General features: G+C 36.7%; 15 protein-coding genes. 3 read left to right on the top strand and 12 right to left on the bottom strand.

Annotation, left to right across the window (positions count from 1 at the left end; all coding sequences use genetic code 11):
* Together E7Z77_RS00460 and E7Z77_RS00465 are read left to right on the top strand one after the other, a co-directional pair.
* On the top strand, nt 1-763 hold a 763-nt coding region (locus tag E7Z77_RS00460; RefSeq protein ID WP_292748955.1), incomplete at its 5' end, for a pentapeptide repeat-containing protein.
* Nucleotides 764-851: 88 nt separating this feature from the next.
* Nucleotides 852-1880, top strand: coding sequence for an NADH-dependent flavin oxidoreductase (locus E7Z77_RS00465; protein WP_292748957.1), 1029 nt, complete (start codon nt 852-854; stop codon nt 1878-1880).
* Nucleotides 1881-1903: 23 nt separating this feature from the next.
* On the opposite strand, the gene E7Z77_RS00470 is transcribed toward E7Z77_RS00465, so the two are convergent.
* The 4 genes from E7Z77_RS00470 to E7Z77_RS00485 all read right to left on the bottom strand — a co-directional run bounded on the left by E7Z77_RS00470 (nt 1904) and on the right by E7Z77_RS00485 (nt 4974).
* Complete coding sequence (locus tag E7Z77_RS00470) at nt 1904-2554, bottom strand: zinc ribbon domain-containing protein (RefSeq protein WP_292748959.1); 651 nt, start codon at nt 2552-2554, stop codon at nt 1904-1906.
* Between the two features lie 64 nt (nt 2555-2618).
* Nucleotides 2619-3059: a hypothetical protein gene (locus E7Z77_RS00475; RefSeq protein WP_292748961.1), complete on the bottom strand. Its 441-nt coding sequence runs from the start codon at nt 3057-3059 to the stop codon at nt 2619-2621.
* A 45-nt stretch (nt 3060-3104) separates the two neighbouring features.
* Complete coding sequence (locus E7Z77_RS00480) at nt 3105-4496, bottom strand: MATE family efflux transporter (RefSeq protein ID WP_292748963.1); 1392 nt, start codon at nt 4494-4496, stop codon at nt 3105-3107.
* A gap of 28 nt (nt 4497-4524) precedes the next feature.
* Complete coding sequence (locus E7Z77_RS00485) at nt 4525-4974, bottom strand: flavodoxin (protein WP_292748965.1); 450 nt, start codon at nt 4972-4974, stop codon at nt 4525-4527.
* A gap of 95 nt (nt 4975-5069) precedes the next feature.
* Between E7Z77_RS00485 and E7Z77_RS00490 the strand changes: the two genes are divergently transcribed.
* Nucleotides 5070-5945: a hypothetical protein gene (locus tag E7Z77_RS00490; protein WP_292748967.1), complete on the top strand. Its 876-nt coding sequence runs from the start codon at nt 5070-5072 to the stop codon at nt 5943-5945.
* On the opposite strand, the gene E7Z77_RS00495 is transcribed toward E7Z77_RS00490, so the two are convergent.
* The 8 genes from E7Z77_RS00495 to E7Z77_RS00530 all read right to left on the bottom strand — a co-directional run bounded on the left by E7Z77_RS00495 (nt 5897) and on the right by E7Z77_RS00530 (nt 17432).
* Nucleotides 5897-6898 (bottom strand): glycosyltransferase family 2 protein, encoded by a 1002-nt coding sequence (locus E7Z77_RS00495; protein ID WP_292748969.1) that lies wholly within the window; start codon nt 6896-6898, stop codon nt 5897-5899. The two genes, E7Z77_RS00490 and E7Z77_RS00495, sit on opposite strands and share 49 nt — an antisense overlap.
* A gap of 18 nt (nt 6899-6916) precedes the next feature.
* Nucleotides 6917-8713: a glycosyltransferase family 39 protein gene (locus tag E7Z77_RS00500; protein WP_292748971.1), complete on the bottom strand. Its 1797-nt coding sequence runs from the start codon at nt 8711-8713 to the stop codon at nt 6917-6919.
* A gap of 93 nt (nt 8714-8806) precedes the next feature.
* The gene (locus tag E7Z77_RS00505) at nt 8807-9490 is read right to left on the bottom strand and encodes an amino acid ABC transporter ATP-binding protein (RefSeq protein ID WP_292748973.1); all 684 of its coding nucleotides are present in this window, start codon (nt 9488-9490) and stop codon (nt 8807-8809) included.
* A 9-nt stretch (nt 9491-9499) separates the two neighbouring features.
* Nucleotides 9500-10150, bottom strand: a complete 651-nt coding sequence (locus E7Z77_RS00510; protein WP_292748975.1) for an amino acid ABC transporter permease — start codon at nt 10148-10150, stop codon at nt 9500-9502.
* A 30-nt stretch (nt 10151-10180) separates the two neighbouring features.
* Nucleotides 10181-11008, bottom strand: a complete 828-nt coding sequence (locus E7Z77_RS00515) for an amino acid ABC transporter substrate-binding protein (protein WP_292748977.1) — start codon at nt 11006-11008, stop codon at nt 10181-10183.
* 174 nt (nt 11009-11182) lie between these two features.
* Nucleotides 11183-13798, bottom strand: coding sequence for a CDP-glycerol glycerophosphotransferase family protein (locus E7Z77_RS00520; RefSeq protein ID WP_292748979.1), 2616 nt, complete (start codon nt 13796-13798; stop codon nt 11183-11185).
* A 12-nt stretch (nt 13799-13810) separates the two neighbouring features.
* On the bottom strand, nt 13811-17014 hold the full coding sequence (locus E7Z77_RS00525) for a CDP-glycerol glycerophosphotransferase family protein (RefSeq protein ID WP_292748981.1): 3204 nt from the start codon (nt 17012-17014) through the stop codon (nt 13811-13813).
* Between the two features lie 28 nt (nt 17015-17042).
* On the bottom strand, nt 17043-17432 hold the full coding sequence (locus E7Z77_RS00530; protein WP_292748983.1) for a hypothetical protein: 390 nt from the start codon (nt 17430-17432) through the stop codon (nt 17043-17045).
* Between the last annotated feature and the right edge of the window lies 1 nt (nt 17433).

Genomic DNA, 17433 nt, shown 5'->3' on the forward strand with positions numbered 1-17433 from the left:
TTCTGATTATGAAGATTTTGAAGATTCCGATTTAGATGATTCTGATTTGGATGATTCTGATTTGGATGATTCTGATTTAGATGATTCCGATTTAGATGATTCTGATTATGAAGATTTTGAAGATTCCGATTTAGATGATTCTGATTTGGATGATTCTGATTTGGATGATTCTGATTATGAAGATTTAGAATATGATGATCCCAATCATGAACATTCAATACCACCAGAATATCTTGAAGCTTTAAGGAATTATTTAAACGGAACATCAGATTTAAAACCTCTTCCAAGCAGAATGTCAGAAATGTTTGAATTAATAAAAAATGGTATTTATAAGAATGATTATTCCGGAACTGTATTCGGACCATCCATAGGTCACAATATTGATTTCAATTACAATATTATTCCTAAAGATATTTCATCATCAAAGCCTATTGACTATATCTCTGATGCAAATTATGCACCGGCAGCTTACACAGACCATGAAGATGATTCAAAAAATATGACATCTATCGTTCCATCAAATGAAAAAGATGATGCGCAGATAGTAAGATCCGTTTCAAAAAAGATTGTTTCCTCAATGCATGTTAATGCAGTTGTTCAGGCTGAAAATATAAATTCTGATGCTCCTGATAATCAGACAGGCAGCAATAATCAGCCAGCAGATAATTCTAGAAAGGAATCAACAGGGTTTAACTATTATATTCTGGCTTTATTGGTTATAGTTGTTGTAGGTATTTTTGCTGCATATAAGAAGTTTAATTAGGAAATATTTTTCCTAATCTTTTTTTTTATTTTTTGTAATGTTATTTAAATAAAAAAGTTTATTTATACAATCCTTATTAAGTATTATCATGAAAGACCTATTTGATTTTTGCAAGTTTGGAGAATATAAACTCAACAGCCGTGTTGTACGGACAGGCTTATGGGAGTCCGAAAGAGAAAAAACAGGAAATTTCACACCTGAAATATATAACCGCTATGAAAACATCGCTGCAAGCGGTGTCGGATTGATAATAACTGAACTGATATCATTATATCCGAGAGATGTGTTCAGCAAATATACGCATACACTCAATTTCAAGCAGTTTGTCCGTGAAGCGCGTGATTTGACTGACCTGGTTCATAGATATGATGTTCCTATATTTGCACAGGTTGGTTTTGTACAGTACAACAAGCCTGCCAATCACAATATGGGTCCTGATGACATATCCCTGGAGGATATCAGAAAGATTCAGGCAGATTATATCATTGCAGCGCAGAAAATCGATTATGCAGGTTTTGACGGAATACAGATAGGTCTTGGAAACTACTATTTCTTGTCCCGTTTCATCAATCCGAATTTCAATACACGTGATGATGAATATGGTGGAAGCACCTTTAATCGTTTAAAAATCGTATTGGAAATGATTAAGGTTATCAAAAACAATACAAAACTCCATGTTAATTGCAGATTAAATGCATTTGACGGCACAAATATGGGAATGGAATTGGATGAAACAATTGAGATAGCCAAACTGCTTGAAAAATACGGTGCGGATTCACTTCAGATGACACGTCCGCGTTCACCTCAATTCTTCACAAAAGAAAATACCCAAGGAAATCCTCTAATTGATGCCACTGACCAAATAATCAGGAATGTGAATATTCCGGTAATATTGGGTGGTGGATCCAACAGTCAAAATCAAATCAATGACATATTGAACAGTACTGATATTGACTTTATTTCAATGCAAAGGCCTTTTGTTGCAGACAATGCCTTTCTGCTTGATTGGAGAGTTGAAGGAAATGGAGTTAGCATCTGCAAAACATGCAATAACTGCTATTGGAAAAAGACTTCAACATGTCATATTCACAGTAGAGAATATCATATCGGATATTAAAAAAAGAAAAATAGAGTACTCAACTAAAATGTTTGAGTACCACTGGTTATTTGTAAAGATACGGATTTGGTATCCAATAAATGACCTGATGAATCAAATAAATTAATTTTTGCATGATCAGGATAGTATTTATATGAATCTGCACTGGCCACATCAACATAACCAGATGAATCTATAGTAACTGGAACCATATTTCCATTGTTCAGAGCGGAACCGTCCCTTGAGTAGAATATCTGTATTGTGACTTGTTTTCCAGCAAATTGTGGTCCGATAAGCAGATGAGCATAAGTCTTATCTGCCAACTCACTGCCTGTTGAAATACTACCTCCCTGTATTTTCATTGATTCCTGCACAGGTTTGGCGCTGGATGATGATGAGGTAGGGGTTGCACTTGATTGTGAACTGGATGAGGTTGGTGATGCGCTGTTTTGCGAATCACTGTGACTGTTATTGTTTTCAAGTCCAACATATGCAAAAACACCAGCAAGAGAAATGGCAATAATAACCAAAGCAACAATAATTATTTTAGTAGTCTTATCACTGCCTGCCTTTTCCTCATTTATTGAATTTATAACGGTTTCATGATTCATGGTTTTCTTTGTAAGAGGTGTTCCACATTTCTTACAAAATTTAGCTGAATCATTATTTTCTGAATTACATTTCGGACAATTCATTTCATCTTTCACCCTATAAATAATTTATAGTTAATTAATAATATGTTATCCACAATATTAAATTTTACTTTTTATATCTTCTGAACTGGTCTATGAAATTGTCAATTTCTTCTGAAATCTGGCTCAGCGAAACAATCGGCTTATAGGTTAAAAGGGAATTCAAGGCAATAAGAAGAGGTATCGCTTCACCAATGCGAATATCGTCAAATTCCAAATCCTGATATGTTACCCTGAAGTTTCCTGTGCTGTGCTGGTCCAATCTGAGACCCTGCGGAATGAAATTGATCTGCTCTTTTTCAATGAGTTCCTCCAATACCTTGGTGCCTTCCAGAATGTCTTCAAATTCAACTTTGTCCTTATTTAGGAGGGGTTCTACAAAATCAAATCGAATGTCATATTCATATTTGGAATAGTTGTTTCTGAAGTAGTTGTCCACCATCAGATAATTTATGAAAAGCTCATGGTTTATTATAGAATACTTTTTATTGTTTAAGATGAATTCCATGATTAATTATTTAGTAAAAAAAGTATAAAAAACTAGTTCATTGAACTAGCTTGAATCGTGTGGTTTGTATTTTTTAATTGATATTTCCTTGAATCTGCGAATGAATATTTTAGCCCAGATGTATCCCACTGTTCCTCCAACAAAACAACCGAATACTACACCGGCATAGATTCCTGAAACTCCCCATCCGAAGATGAAGCAGAACAGATATGCAAATACACTTTCAAGGATTAATGATCTAAGCAATGTAATCAAAAGGGAATAGACTCCCTTACCGACACCCTGAAACATCATGGATGACATCATACCATGAGGAACCGCCAAAACGAATAGGCTCAATACTGAAATCGCAGTTGCAATCTGCGGTGACATGCTTGCGCTTGCCTGAGTATATGAAAACATGGTCGCAATCTGTGAAGAGAATATGAACATTAACGCTCCAAGTAAAATTGATATCGCGAATCCGAGCTTGATTGAATAGGAATGTGCAGTCTGGAGATTTTTATAGTTATGGGCACCATATGCAACACCTGCAACTGTTAAAACAGCAGTTCCAAGACCTATCAGTGGAATCATTGACATCTGTACAATTCTCATTGATGCTGTATAAACCGCTACGGCTGTTGTTCCCGCAGCAAGTACAAGCATTGAATTTATGATAATTGCAAGTGCTGAAAAAACAATGTTTTCCAGTGTTGATGGAATTGCAACCTGCAATGTGTCCAGCACCATCTGGCCTGAATAGTTAAAGTTACTAGGGGATAAGTCAAGATACAAGTCCTTTTTGCCCCATATCCAATAGCTCATGACGATACATGATAGGGAAGCTGAAATCACTGTTGCCCAAGCTGCACCCGCAATTCCTAAGTTCAAAACATAGATGAATATAGGATCCAGAATGATATTCATGATTGCGGTTACCGCTATCGCTATTGTCGCTCTTCTCATGTCCCCTTCTGAACGGAAAATTGCAGACAATACTCCTGAATATACGAAAACGAAGAGGAATCCGAATATGATGTAGCTGTAATCCATTGCGTATTGGATAGTGTGTCCCGCTCCCATAAACTGAAGGATAGGAACCATGAATCCTTCTATGATGACTGTAAATATCAATGATATTATGATTGAAAGCAGGATTCCATGAAGACCTGCATTGTTGGCCTGAGCGAAGTTTTTAGCACCGATGTTTCTTGCAATCAGTGAGTTTGCACCTGCACCGATACCGTTACCAAGTCCAATAAGAACCATAAACAATGGTGTAATGAAACCGATTGCCGCAAGCGCATCAGCTCCAAGGCCTGCAACCCATATGCTGTCCGCCAGATTGTAGAGCATAATCAAAAGCATGGAAAGCATCATAGGAAGGGCAAGTTTCACAATAGCCTTTTTAGGATCTCCTGTAATCACTTCAATGTTCTTATTTTTTTTACTCATTTACTCCCCTTTTTATAATTATGATTAATTAGTCTATAAATCCATTCAAAGAATAATCGTCCTTTTTGACCTGTTTTGTTACCAGAAGCAATGTTTTTTCCGGTTTGATTGAATACTTTTCCATCTGGTCAAAAACCTTTTCATTGTCGGCTGAGCCTGCAGTCAGGAAGAATTTGACATTTTTGAATTTTCCTTCGTTCTGCTTCAGGTATGTAATGACCGGATTGGATGCCTTGCCTGCCCATACAGGTGAACCTACATATACCATATCGTAATCTGCAGGGTCATATTTAAGGGCTTCAATATTGATTATTTTTTCAGACAATGCGTCTTTTCCGCCACGTGCAAAGCCAATTTTTCCCTGATAGTTTACTTTTGACTTTATTTCTTCAATGTCTGCATCAGTTTGTTTGGCAATGTCTTCAGCCAGTTTTTTTGTAACATTTGTTCTTGAATAGAATACGACTAATGATTTCATACTAAAAAATTAGATGTTTAATCTATATAAATTTTTTTTAACATAACATTTAGACAAACAATCAAATTATATATCCCTAAAAAGATAATAATATTATGGAAAAATTAAAAATCGCCAAGACTATTTCAACATTTACAAATCCGCCAATCATATGCATTCCTTTGTTTTTCATCATATGTTTGGTCCTGTCATTTGAAAATGGAGTGTTCAACTTTTCTAAATTCATCGTTTTGGAGCTGATTTCAATAGTTTTCACTTCAGTTCTGCCTATGGCAATCATCTTATATTGGGCCAAAAAGCTCAATACAGACAGCGACATTTCAAACCGTGAGGACAGATTTACTCCACTGATTGTTGGCATTGTCTGCTATTTTATCGGATTTTTAATTTCATTGATTCTTAACCTTGATAACTTTTTGACCGTTCTGCTACTATGCTATTCAATCAACACCGGCGTTGTCCTTCTGATTACATCAAAATGGAAAATAAGCGTTCACACCACAGGATTGAGCGGTCCTGTCGGCGCACTGATACTGCTTTTGGGACCTTTCGGTGCATTATTTGGAATATTGTATCCGCTCATTATATGGTCACGCGTTACATTGAACAAGCATACCTTGGCACAGGCCATCTGCGGAGGCGTTCAGGGATTTTTCCTCACAATTATAGAGGCATATCTCTTCTTCACTGTATTTAACCTTAAGACTGTTCCGTTGACACCATTCATTGACTGCATATGGTTCATACTTGCAATAATAGTTACACCAATCATTTTGGGAATTCTCAGCTATGCAAACATCTTCAACAATAAGCTATTCTATCTGATTGAAATCATTGGAATTGTTATCTTTTATCTCTTCAGCCCAATTGAAGTGTTTATAATATATGTTCTGGTTTCAATTGCAAGCATATTAATAAGCTATTATGCAGGTGATGATTTCATCTGGTTTATGGTTTTAAAATCTTCATAGTCCTTTGACCTTATTATATCCTGGAAAAACTTTTTCTTTACAGGACCCAAATTAGTCAAAAAGTCAGAATAATATTCACTTGATTTAATTTCACAGTAGTCCTTTTTAATTAACTCATAGAGTGGAATCTTATATTTTTCTTCAATATCTCTTAAAGCAAAACGAGGGCCGTTTATTTTATAGGCAAGCAAGTCAAACTTATACATCTCATACCATTCATTTTCTATAAATATTCTCATAAGAACCTGGCCTGCCGGAACTGTATCAAGGAATTTCCCGTCGACCACATGGGTTATTGATGCATCGTGCTTTCTTCTGTAGTATAGATGCTCTTTGACAATTGAAATCCTTCGAGCCTTCAGATACACATAATAGAAAAATGGCATGTCCTCGAAAAATATTCCTTCGGGAAAACTTGCATCAATCTTCCTTAAAAAGGAGGTTTTGTATATCTTTTGGCATACTCCTACAGAGAGGTCAAATATGGAACCGGGAGTTTCTTCAGGGCCGAATACCCTGTTTTCAAAACTTTCATCAAATGTTTTTAAGTCAAACCAGTCATTTTCATAGATTTTGCCGGTTTCATCATCATAGTTGATCATCTGAAAGAATGTCATGTTACAGTCATTTTTGGTGATTTCCCCGTATGCGACTTCAAGGGCATCCTCCCTGTACCAGTCATCACCATCGAGAAACATCATGTATTCTCCGTCTGCAATCTTCATTGCGTTGTTTCTTGATGCGCCGGGACCCAGATTTTCCTGGTCAATCACCCTGATTCGGGAATCGTCAAACCCTTCTATTATACTTAAAGTACTGTCTGTTGAGCCATCGTTTACTATAATCAGTTCAAAATCAGGAAAGCTTTGCTTCAAAACGCTTTCAATTGCTTTTTCAATATATCTCTCTTCATTATAAACAGGAAGTATAACAGAAATTTTTGCTCTTGACATTGCTTTTAATTATGTAATCTATGTTATATTAGCTTTCGGTTCATACAATCTGACATTGCCTGAAGTCTGTGTTCTTTTCAGGTCCTTGTGCTGGACAAAGTGGTTTGTAATGATGTAGTCGTCAGTCGGAGAGCCGTAAAATACCGAGGAGTTCAGTTTCACGTCCGTGCGGAGATACCAGGTCACATATCTCATGCAGTACTCATTGTCTGTTGTAATGTTTTTGTTCATATACTCGGAATCGTGGGTTTTGATGAAATAGCACACTTCATCAAGGTTTTCGTTGATTTTACTGAACTTGTAATCGCTTTCAAAAGTAAATGCATGTGCCATCAGAATGATGATTCCCAATATAATAAGAATCTTAACATATCTGTGACGTCTTTTATTTTCAAATTCGAATGTAGGATTTCTTGTTATCCTGTATATGAAGGAGTCCTGATTTTCCAGACCGTTCAGAAGTGTCTGTGAAACGCAGTCTATTGCCCAAACGCAGAAATAAACCAATGGGGGTATGCATGAAATCAGATAGCGGTATGACTTGATATTGATCATGCTGAAGAATATGAAATAAACCAAAAACCATGCAAGGCAGAGGAAATCCATGGAATAGAATTTCTTGCCGATTGGCATCTTTTCAAGAAGGGAAAACATGACCACCATTGCCGTGAGCATGATAGTGTTTGCCAGAAGGTGGTTGACTGTCAGTGAAAAGACAAACAGCACTCCCAATATTATCAGAAGGACAACCAGACATTTCTCGAAGCCTTCAACCTTGAAGCTTCTCCTGTGTGATATGATGGACCTGACGCTTTCAAGATTGGTCAAAAAGTTAATCAGGTGTATCGCAACAGCCATGATAATAAAGATCAGAAGAATCTGTGAAAAGTTAACGCCGAATATGCTAATTGAATCAAAATTCATCAGGTAAAGGAAATTGAACAGGTAAAATGTGGAGTTATCCGTATATCCCGGAGTTTTAACGTACTTATATTCATTGTTGAATCCTCCTACTGATTCTGAAATCTGTGTAACGAATGTCAGTCCTGAACCGATTGAATTTATGAAGATGCATATCAGAGCAAACAGCAATACGGCTATTATTATCCCCATTACTATATATTTGAACTCGGATCCTGTGAGATAATTTCGCGCCATCTGCCAGAATTCCTTTCTGTCATAAAGAAATGTATCAATGACGTTGAAGAAGTCATTTTTGCTTAAGAAATATAAAAGCAGGAGCGGAAGTATGAAAAGCGCTGAATATCTGGTAAATATGCTTAAGACAGCTAAAGGGAAGCACAGCAGATAATATTTGGGATGCTCATATACAGCAAGTATCAAAAAGATAATCACCCAGATTGAAATGCTGATTACAGACACGTCAAGTGTACCGTCTGCCCAATATGTCAGAATAAGATTGAAGCTTGAGAAAAGCACAGCTCCGAACAATGAGAACAATCTGTTGAAGCGGTACTTCAAAAGGATATATATGCTCAGGTTTGCAAGGATTGAAAATATTCCTGTCACTATGAATATCGCTTCCTTGCCAAGGCCGAATCTGAAGAGTATTCCTGTCAAAAAGCAGATTACCGGCGATAAATAAAGCGTTGAGGCATTATGTATGTTTTCATTCAGTCCTGAGTAGAAGAGGGCGTTTGTAAGATATACCAGCACGTCTGATTTAAGCCCCACATGCATATTGTTGTTAATGGAAATTACAGTTACAATAAGACTAAATAATAATAAAACAAGCAAATAGATTCTATCTTGCTTTCTTAAATTTAAATCATAAATCAAATCATTAACAAACATAATACCCAAAAAAGAATTGTTTTAATAAGATTTATGTTGTTATACTTTAAAATACTTTCTAAAAAAAAAGAGTGATTGTAAAGATTTAAATCTTTACTCATTGAATTTTCCTAAGAACTCCTGCATTCTTTGATTTTGTGAAGCAAATACTTCATCAGGAGAACCCTCTTCCACAATATATCCGTCTTCCATGAATATGATTGTATCGGATACGTTACGTGCGAAATTCATCTCGTGTGTAACGATAACCATTGTCATGTGCTCTGCAGCCAGCTGCTTGATTACAGTCAGGATTTCACCTGTAAGTTCAGGGTCAAGCGCTGATGTAGGTTCGTCAAAGAATAATATGTCAGGATTCATTGCGAGTGCCCTTGCAATTGAAACCCTCTGCTGCTGACCACCGGACAGTTCGCATGGGTATGCATCTTCCTTATCTTCCAGACCCATTTTCTTAAGCAGATCCCTGGCGTGGCCATAAACTTCTTCCTTATTTCTTTTTTGAACTTTTAAAGGAGCGTTTGTAATATTTTTCATCACGGAATGATGCGGGAATAGGTTAAAGTTCTGGAAAACCAATCCGAATGTTCCGTCAAAGTTGATTTCACCGCTGTCTTCAACTTCAAGTCCTGTAATGCATCGAAGCAATGTTGATTTACCTGATCCTGAAGGACCGATTATGGAGAGTACTTCACCCTTTTCAACTTTTAGTGAAATATCCTTTAAAACCACATTGTCTTCAAAGCTTTTTTTAAGATTTTTAATTTCAAGTAAACTCATAATACCCCTCTAATCATAATAACTTAACCTGTTTTCCAAGTGTTCCATGACAAATGCAACCAGCACATTGAATATGTAATAGAAAAGACCTGCAACGAGCAATGCTGCAATTGATGCATCAGCTGCCGCAATCTGTTTTGCTACTGTAAACATTTCCGGAATTGCGATTACAAATGAAAGAGAAGTATCCTTTACAAGAGTAATTACTTCATTAGTTACTGAAGGAAGAATTATCTTAAACACCTGAGGTAGAATGATTATAAAAAATGTTTCCAATCTGTTATAGCCTAAAACTTGTGCAGCCTCATATTGTCCTTTTGGAATTGCTTCAATCCCCCCTCTGTATATTTCAGCGAAATAAGCAGCGTAGTTTATAGTGAATGCAATGATGACTGCATAGAATCTATAATCACTTGAAAGATTCATTCCAAAGACATAGTACGGTGCAAAAAATACTACAATCAACTGTAACATTAAAGGTGTACCTCTCATGATAGAAATATAAATCTTCATTAACCATCTTAATGGTGCAAAACTACTCATTCTTCCTCCGGCTATAACCAAACCGAGAGGAAGGGCGAATAGTAATGTAAGCAAGAATATTTCTATTGAGGTAACCATACCTCCTAGTAATTGCGAAATTACATTACTTAAAATCATATAACTAATTCTCCCCTCAAACTAATTAATTTATCCTTGGATTAAAGCAGTAGGTGAAATACCGTATTTTTCAGCTATTTTAACGAAAGTTCCGTCTACGAACATTTCATCTAAAGTAGCTTGTACTTGGTTTCTTAATTCAGTATTTCCTTGTTTGAATCCGACACCATATTTTTCAGTAGTGATTGTGTCATTCAATATAGTGAAATTGACAGTACTGTTTTTGTTTTTAATGTCGTATTCTGCAACACCAATATCCATAGCTATAGCATCACACGCACCGGATTCCAAATCCATGAATGCAGTGTTATAGTCTGCTACTTGGGTTAAAGTTGCAAAGGTATCAGCGATAGTTTTGTTGTCACCTTCAAGTGCTGCTAAAGCAGATGAGTCTTTTTGGGTTTCAACAGTTTTGTTTGCCAAATCAGCAATACTTGTAATGTTGGAATCTGATTTTACAACGAATATTTGTTTGTTGTCAAAGTATGGTTTAGACCAGGTGTAGTCATTTTCTCTTCCATCCATGGTGAAACCGTTCCAAATACAGTCAATAGAACCAGAGTCTAACTCTGCATCTTTAGCATCCCAATCGATTGGTTGTGCTTTAAATGTCCAATTGTTTCTTTCACAAACTTCTTTTGCTAAATCTAAGTCGAAACCAGTGTAGTTTCCACTATCGTCTTTGTATCCGTATGGTGGGAATTCAGCATCAAAACCTACAATGAAAGTTTGATTGTCATTTGCGGTTTGATTAGCGTTGTTACCACCTAAAAAGTCAAATAGACCCGCATTTACAGTAGTTAACATCATTAAACAGATAACTACTAAAGCTAAAATAAAACCTATCTTTTTATTCATTTTAAAACACCAATAGTTATAACTATAGTAGAATTTATTTCTACTGATATAATTTTTATTTGACTATATATTTATGTATTATTATTCAATTTGACAGTAAATGAACAAAATAATACTTTTTAACTTTAATATATTAAATTATCGAGTCAATATGTAAAAAAAAGATTACAAAAATCAGTCATTGTAAATTGCATCATAGCAGCGTTTGGAGTTTTCGGTGTCATGGAACTGGAAGAACTCGTCTACACGGCTTTTGTAGATGTCCTCCATCTGAGCGCTATTGTCAATATATGAAATTATCCTGTCGACAAGATCATCTTCCGTTGAAACGACGCTGCCGAATCCCATAGTATCATATTTGAAGTATCCTTCTTCGGATTCATAATGGAAATCATCCCCATAGTGATAGTAGATGACCGGCTTTTTAAGGTATGCGAAGTCAAAAAATATTGATGAATAGTCGGTGATGAGTATAGCTGACTCATTAAAGATTTCCTGGTATTTCTTGTCGTCATCAAAGTGAACGTAATCGTTTCTTTTGAAATTGCCTATATATTTGCCAAGTTCGGGGTGTGGCTTGAAGAGAATCTCATAGCCATTGCTTTTGGCATAATCTATAAGTCTTTCATTGTTCAGGAGTGAATTGAAGCGTTTGAAATACTCCGATTCTACCAAATCTTCTTCATTGCTGATGTAATTTCTCCAGGTAGGCATTATTACGATCTGCTTTTTATATCCCTCATTGTTGAGATTGTCATATCTCGGAAGGCCCAAAAGCCTGAATGTGCCGTCATCATAGTTATACAGGTCGCTTATGAGGGATTCGTATTCCATTCTGCAGGATGTCACGATAAGTCTTGGATGGCGTTCGTATTTGACAAGCCATGTGGAGAGGTCATGCAGAATTATTCCATGCTGAAGGAAATAAAAATCAACATATGACGTACCTGCAGTCAGATAAGGTGCCTCGAACTTGAACGGACTCAAATAGAACTCGGAACCCTGTGATGAGATGAGCTTGTCTGCAAACAGATACAGAATCTTGTTTTTCAGTGATTCAAATTCGACGATATTGTCATAGGAAGCCTTTAGCCTTTCATAATCCGGAGACTGCCTGTCTATGACAAAGTACTTTTCGATTCCGTCATTCTGCTTGATAGCATACTTGAAGAAGTGCTCCCCATTGTCGTCAGCCATGTCGATGCGATCCATTACAATCCAGATTTTCCTGTTTCTCATGAACGGGAAGAGTATCAGATGTATTGTCCTTATGAATATTGCCCTTCTGTAGAAGTCGTATTTGTCACGGAAGAGCTTTAAGAGCCCCCTTACTTCATACTGATACATTTTCCTATATGAGAACGGCATCACGTTGAATTTTCCGTTGAACATCACAATCCTTGAATCCTTTATGTAGTAATGTGAATCATATGAGATGTTTGAATGCTTTCTGAATTTTATTTCATTATCCAGTATGCATGAATCTCCATCACCAGCGTATTTAATCTTAAGCTCAATTGTGGAGAGGTCTTTGATTGAATCCAGAGGAATCTTCAAGTCAAAGTTATATGATCTCTGCCAGTTGACTGTTAAAAAGCGGCTGATATGGCGTGTCGGATATCTGAATGATTTGGCGGTGATTATTTCCCTGCCGTTTTTGAGGGCATAGACGGATATGTTTTCGCTGTCAAACAGTGACTTGACATGTCCTGAAATGCTTAGGACATCATCCTTCAAATCGGCAAAGTCAATATAGATGTCCCTTTTTGAGAGAACGTCAATCACATCATTTTTTGAATATAACGTGACGTCATCGCTTCTTACATCAACCCTGAATGAATCGATTGGATTCAGGCTGTTCAAATCAATGTCATCGTTTTTAACTGCAATAAAAAATCCGATCATTGAAATATTTGATGTGGCATCGTATATTACATCCTTGTCAATGCAATCGAGAGTTTCCTTAAGCAATTCAAAGAATTTTGGAATTTCATCGCTTTCAAGAAGGCTGTTTTTAACTTCCCTGTTCATCACCGGGATGAAAACGTTCAATATATTGTATTGAATATATATCGGAAGTTCCCTATTTGAGTCCAGAATCCCTCTTGCAAAGAGATTTGCCTGATTGAAGTCGAATTTCCTTTTGAAATAATCATTATTGTTTATCCTGAGGGTATCCCTTCTTTTTCTGAAGTAGTATTTGGCTGAACTTATGAAAGTGTAGCTATTGCTTTTCGTAAGAATCCTGTTCATGAAGAGGTCTGTTTCAAAAAGGTCCTCCCTTTCATCAAATTCGACAAGAGCCTCTTTTTTTATGAAAAGTGAATTGAAAAAGTTTATGTCGTATTCAGGATTTTTAATCAAATCGACTATGCCGTCAGGAATGTCATTTTCGCTTTTTGCATTTCTGTCAATGTAGTCAAGGCTGACATTTACAATGTTTTGGCCATATTTTTCAAATGCCTTCAGCACTTCGCTTAAGGCGTTGGCCGAGAGCGTGTCATTGTTATGCAGGAAATTAATGATTTCTCCCCGTGCATGTTTAAGAGCTGAATTATATCCTGAAGAGTAATTCTTTGGCTTTTGAGAAATCAATACGACATTGTCCGGATATTCCTCCTGATATTTGACGTATTCATCGAGGCAATCTGCACTTCCGTCATTTACTAAAATCAATTGGGTATTGTCCTTGAAATCCAAATTCTGATTGATTACAGACATTATCGCTTCATGGATATGGAATCCGATATCGTCTATCAGCATTATTATTGAAAACTTGAACCTTTTCATTTTATCCCCAATTTAATCTTTAATAATCCAGTCATAGCACCTTTTGGCATTGTTCTTGTCACGGAATTTGAAGAATTCATCAACCCTCTCTTTATACATGTCCTCCATTTCGCAGTGGTTTTCCATATATTCGATTACCTTGTCGATTACATCCTCCTCATCGTCGAAAACCGGACCAAATCCCATTGTCCTGTATTGGAAGTATCCATTTTCAGAATCGAAATGATAGTCATTGCCGTACTGATAGTGAATCAGCGGCTTTTTAAGATATCCGAAATCGAAAAATACTGATGAATAATCTGTAATCATCAGGCTGGATTCGTTTATTAGCTCTGCATAGGTCTTGCTCAGGTCAAATTCCACATATGAGTTTCTGTCAAAAAGGTCAATGTATCTGTTGAGTTCAGGGTGCAGCTTAAGGATAATCTTGTAGCCTTCATTTGAGGCAGCCTGAATCAGGCGAGGATTATTGATCAGTGAATTGAAATACTTATAAAAGTCTGACTGTATGAAATCAAATGAATTTGTCAGATAGTTTCTCCATGTCGGCATTATAATGATCTGTCTTCTCAGATACTTGTTGTCAAGATTGTCGTATCTTGGAAGACCGAGAAGCTGTACGACATCCCTGTTGTAGTAGTATCCCTCATTGAAAAGGGATTCATATTCAAGGTCTGTTGATGTTACAATCAGTTTAGGGTTTCTGTCATATTTCCTGAGCCATGAAGACATGTTGTCCTTTATTATTCCGTGCTGAAGGAAATAGAAGTCAAGATTGATGATTCCCGCCATCAGCTTGTAGTTCTTGTATGCAAATGGTGTCAGGTCATATTCGGTTCCCTGTGATGAAATCAGCTTTGAGGCAAACATGTAATAGAACATGTGCTTTCTGGAATCGCTTACTATTAAACTGTTTGAGAAGACCTCCTTGAGACGATGGAAATCATTTGATGAGTTGTGCACTGCAAAAAACTTCTTGACACCGTCATCCTGATTGATTGCATATCTGAAGAAGTGTTCCCCGTTGTCGTCAGCCTGTGTTTTCCTGTCCATGACAATCCATATGTCCCTGTTTTTCATGAAAGGATATAAAATAAGATGCAGAAGCCTGAAAAGGACTGCATGAATGAAATATGCTTCACCGGATCCTATGATATTTTTCAAATCACCATATTCCAGCCTAAGCATCCTCCAATATGAGAAGTTCTCCACATTGATATCACCGTCATAATAGATAATCTTTCCGTCCTTAATGAAATATCTGCTGAAATTGGAGAGATTACAGTATTTTCTAAATTGCACAGGATATTCCACATCGTTTGATGCCTTAACCTCAAATCTGATGTCCTTATCAGTGATTGGGATTTTAAAATCAAAATTATATATGGAACTGCCCCTTCTTGTCGGATAATCATATACGTCGGGATGGAAAATGTTTTCGCCTTCCTTACCTATGACTTCCAGGTCGCTGTCAAATGAATTGAAGTATCCGGAAATGTTCAGGATGCCGTCCCTGTAGGTGATGAAGTCAAAGTAGCAAAGGTCTTCTGAAAACTCATCATATTCCTCAACGTTGTTTCGGATTTCTGGAATCTGTGTGGGCTTGACAGGGATATAGTTGTTGGTTCCGTGCTTCAGGATTTCAGACATGTCATGGTCATATACTCCGAAATCCATAATTGCCTTGATTTTTATATTGCCGAAATGGCGTTGGTAAGTTCTTTTGAATAAATCCTTAAGGGGTTTAGGCGGTTCAAAGTCAGCTCCGGCAGCAAGGAACTTGTCCAGTCTCAGCTTTTCCATTAGAGTTGGTGTGAAATAAAAGTTGAACGGAAGAAAATCAACTTCATCCGGAAACCTGCTGAAGATTTCTTCGTGATGTTCCCTGATATATCCGTCCCAGCCCTTGAATGTGATGAAATAGTTGTACTTTTGGCTGGAGCTGTCCTCAAGCATCTTTATCAGATTATCTGTAATGATGTTGTCCTCAAGTGAGCCTGAATATATCAGAATGTTGTTCTTTTCCTTTTCTATTCTTTCGCTTATGCACATATCCTCTCCCTTGAATATGTGTCTGCATATCCTGTTTGCCGCATCAGGACAGTCATATGTGCAGTATGTTTTAATAAACTCGCTGTCATCATAATCCTTTTCCCGATTCATTTCCTCAATCAAATCGGAAACTGTCTGGACTTTAGGAAATGGAAGTTCGTCCAATGGGAAATAGATTCCACGCTCCTTCATGTATTCAGCTTCATCATAATTGAAGATGATGATTTTGCGCTTGGTATTTGCAAAGTCAAAGAAAACGCTTGAATAATCTGTGATTAGGCAGTCCGCCATATTCAGAAGGTCGTATATTTCCCAGCCCTGCGGAAATGCCATTATATTTTTGTAATTGGAAAAATCGATTTTTGCCTGGTTATATGGATGCAGCTTAACAAAAAATATCTGGTTTTCACTAAGGGATTGCTCTATTTCCTCAAGGAATTTGCTTATTTCAGCATTCTGCTTTTCATCATCCCTATTGTTGACGGAACCCTTGAATGTAGGCATATATACAAATATTTCCTTGTCTTCAAGAGATAAGATTGATTTAAGCTCATCCTTTCTTTTGTCATCAAAAAATATGCTGTTTCTCGGATATCCTTCAAGCAGCATTTCCCCTCTGTAGATTTTCCCGATCATGTATGCGTCTAGCATGATGTCTTTCATATATTCATTTGGAAAAATAAGATAGTCGCTTGAAAGAAGTGAATGCTGTATGATTCCCAAATTGGCCTGTTCCGGAATGTTTCTGCAACCCATATGCTTTAGGGGAGTTCCGTGCCATGTATTTATAACAATCTGACCTTTCTTCTTTACATATTTGTAGTTTATTCCGGAATCTGTGAAGATATATTTCGCCTTATGCAGTATCTGTGCCGCATGGTCATCATCAGTGATGATTCTATGGATATTCAAGTCATAATTTTCGCTCAGCTGCTCTATTTTAATCTTTACATTTTCATTGGCATGAACATATATCTTGAACTTTCCATAATCGCCTGTTGATATCTCCTCAACAATTCTAAAGATATTTCCAGCAAAATCAGTACCGTTTCTGGATTCAACATAGATTATGTTGTTATTGATTTTAGGATTATAATAACTTCTGTATATAACTGAATTTACGGCACATTCCTTGATGTTGTGGAATTTATCTTTAAAACTCATTTATATCACTAAAAAAAAGGAAAATTGATTAATATGAGTAACCGTCATCTATCCTGAAGGAAAGACTGTTGTGGGACCCTTTTAAAAACAATGTTCCATTAAAATTAGCATGTACTGTATAATTTCCATTGTCGAAGCCGGCCAGCTGTATGTATCCGCGTCCAACTTCATCGGTTGTGACATTATATTTATGTGCCCATCCTGAATCATCCAAAATCTTCAAATCGACAACCTGGTCTGGAATTTCATGCCTGTAAACATCTTTAAGCTGAATGTAGATGTATCCCCCGTTCTGAATTGTGGAATTTGCATTTATATCGATTTTAGTTTCGGCTGTATTCATGGAAATATAAGCAAATGCAGCTATAGCCACAACTAGTATTACAACAGCTATAATTGCTATCTTTTTAATATCCATC

This window comes from Methanobrevibacter sp. (genome assembly GCF_015062985.1).
Lineage (GTDB): Archaea > Methanobacteriota > Methanobacteria > Methanobacteriales > Methanobacteriaceae > Methanocatella.

Coding starts and splice junctions, on each gene's coding strand:
- E7Z77_RS00530 (WP_292748983.1), bottom strand. CDS start 17,432: ATGGATATTAAAAAGATAGCAATTATAGCTGTTGTAATACTAGTTGTG.
- E7Z77_RS00490 (WP_292748967.1), top strand. CDS start 5,070: ATGGAAAAATTAAAAATCGCCAAGACTATTTCAACATTTACAAATCCG.
- E7Z77_RS00510 (WP_292748975.1), bottom strand. CDS start 10,150: ATGATTTTAAGTAATGTAATTTCGCAATTACTAGGAGGTATGGTTACC.
- E7Z77_RS00465 (WP_292748957.1), top strand. CDS start 852: ATGAAAGACCTATTTGATTTTTGCAAGTTTGGAGAATATAAACTCAAC.
- E7Z77_RS00515 (WP_292748977.1), bottom strand. CDS start 11,008: ATGAATAAAAAGATAGGTTTTATTTTAGCTTTAGTAGTTATCTGTTTA.
- E7Z77_RS00480 (WP_292748963.1), bottom strand. CDS start 4,496: ATGAGTAAAAAAAATAAGAACATTGAAGTGATTACAGGAGATCCTAAA.
- E7Z77_RS00525 (WP_292748981.1), bottom strand. CDS start 17,014: ATGAGTTTTAAAGATAAATTCCACAACATCAAGGAATGTGCCGTAAAT.
- E7Z77_RS00505 (WP_292748973.1), bottom strand. CDS start 9,490: ATGAGTTTACTTGAAATTAAAAATCTTAAAAAAAGCTTTGAAGACAAT.
- E7Z77_RS00485 (WP_292748965.1), bottom strand. CDS start 4,974: ATGAAATCATTAGTCGTATTCTATTCAAGAACAAATGTTACAAAAAAA.
- E7Z77_RS00475 (WP_292748961.1), bottom strand. CDS start 3,059: ATGGAATTCATCTTAAACAATAAAAAGTATTCTATAATAAACCATGAG.
- E7Z77_RS00500 (WP_292748971.1), bottom strand. CDS start 8,713: ATGTTTGTTAATGATTTGATTTATGATTTAAATTTAAGAAAGCAAGAT.
- E7Z77_RS00520 (WP_292748979.1), bottom strand. CDS start 13,798: ATGAAAAGGTTCAAGTTTTCAATAATAATGCTGATAGACGATATCGGA.
- E7Z77_RS00495 (WP_292748969.1), bottom strand. CDS start 6,898: ATGTCAAGAGCAAAAATTTCTGTTATACTTCCTGTTTATAATGAAGAG.
- E7Z77_RS00470 (WP_292748959.1), bottom strand. CDS start 2,554: ATGAATTGTCCGAAATGTAATTCAGAAAATAATGATTCAGCTAAATTT.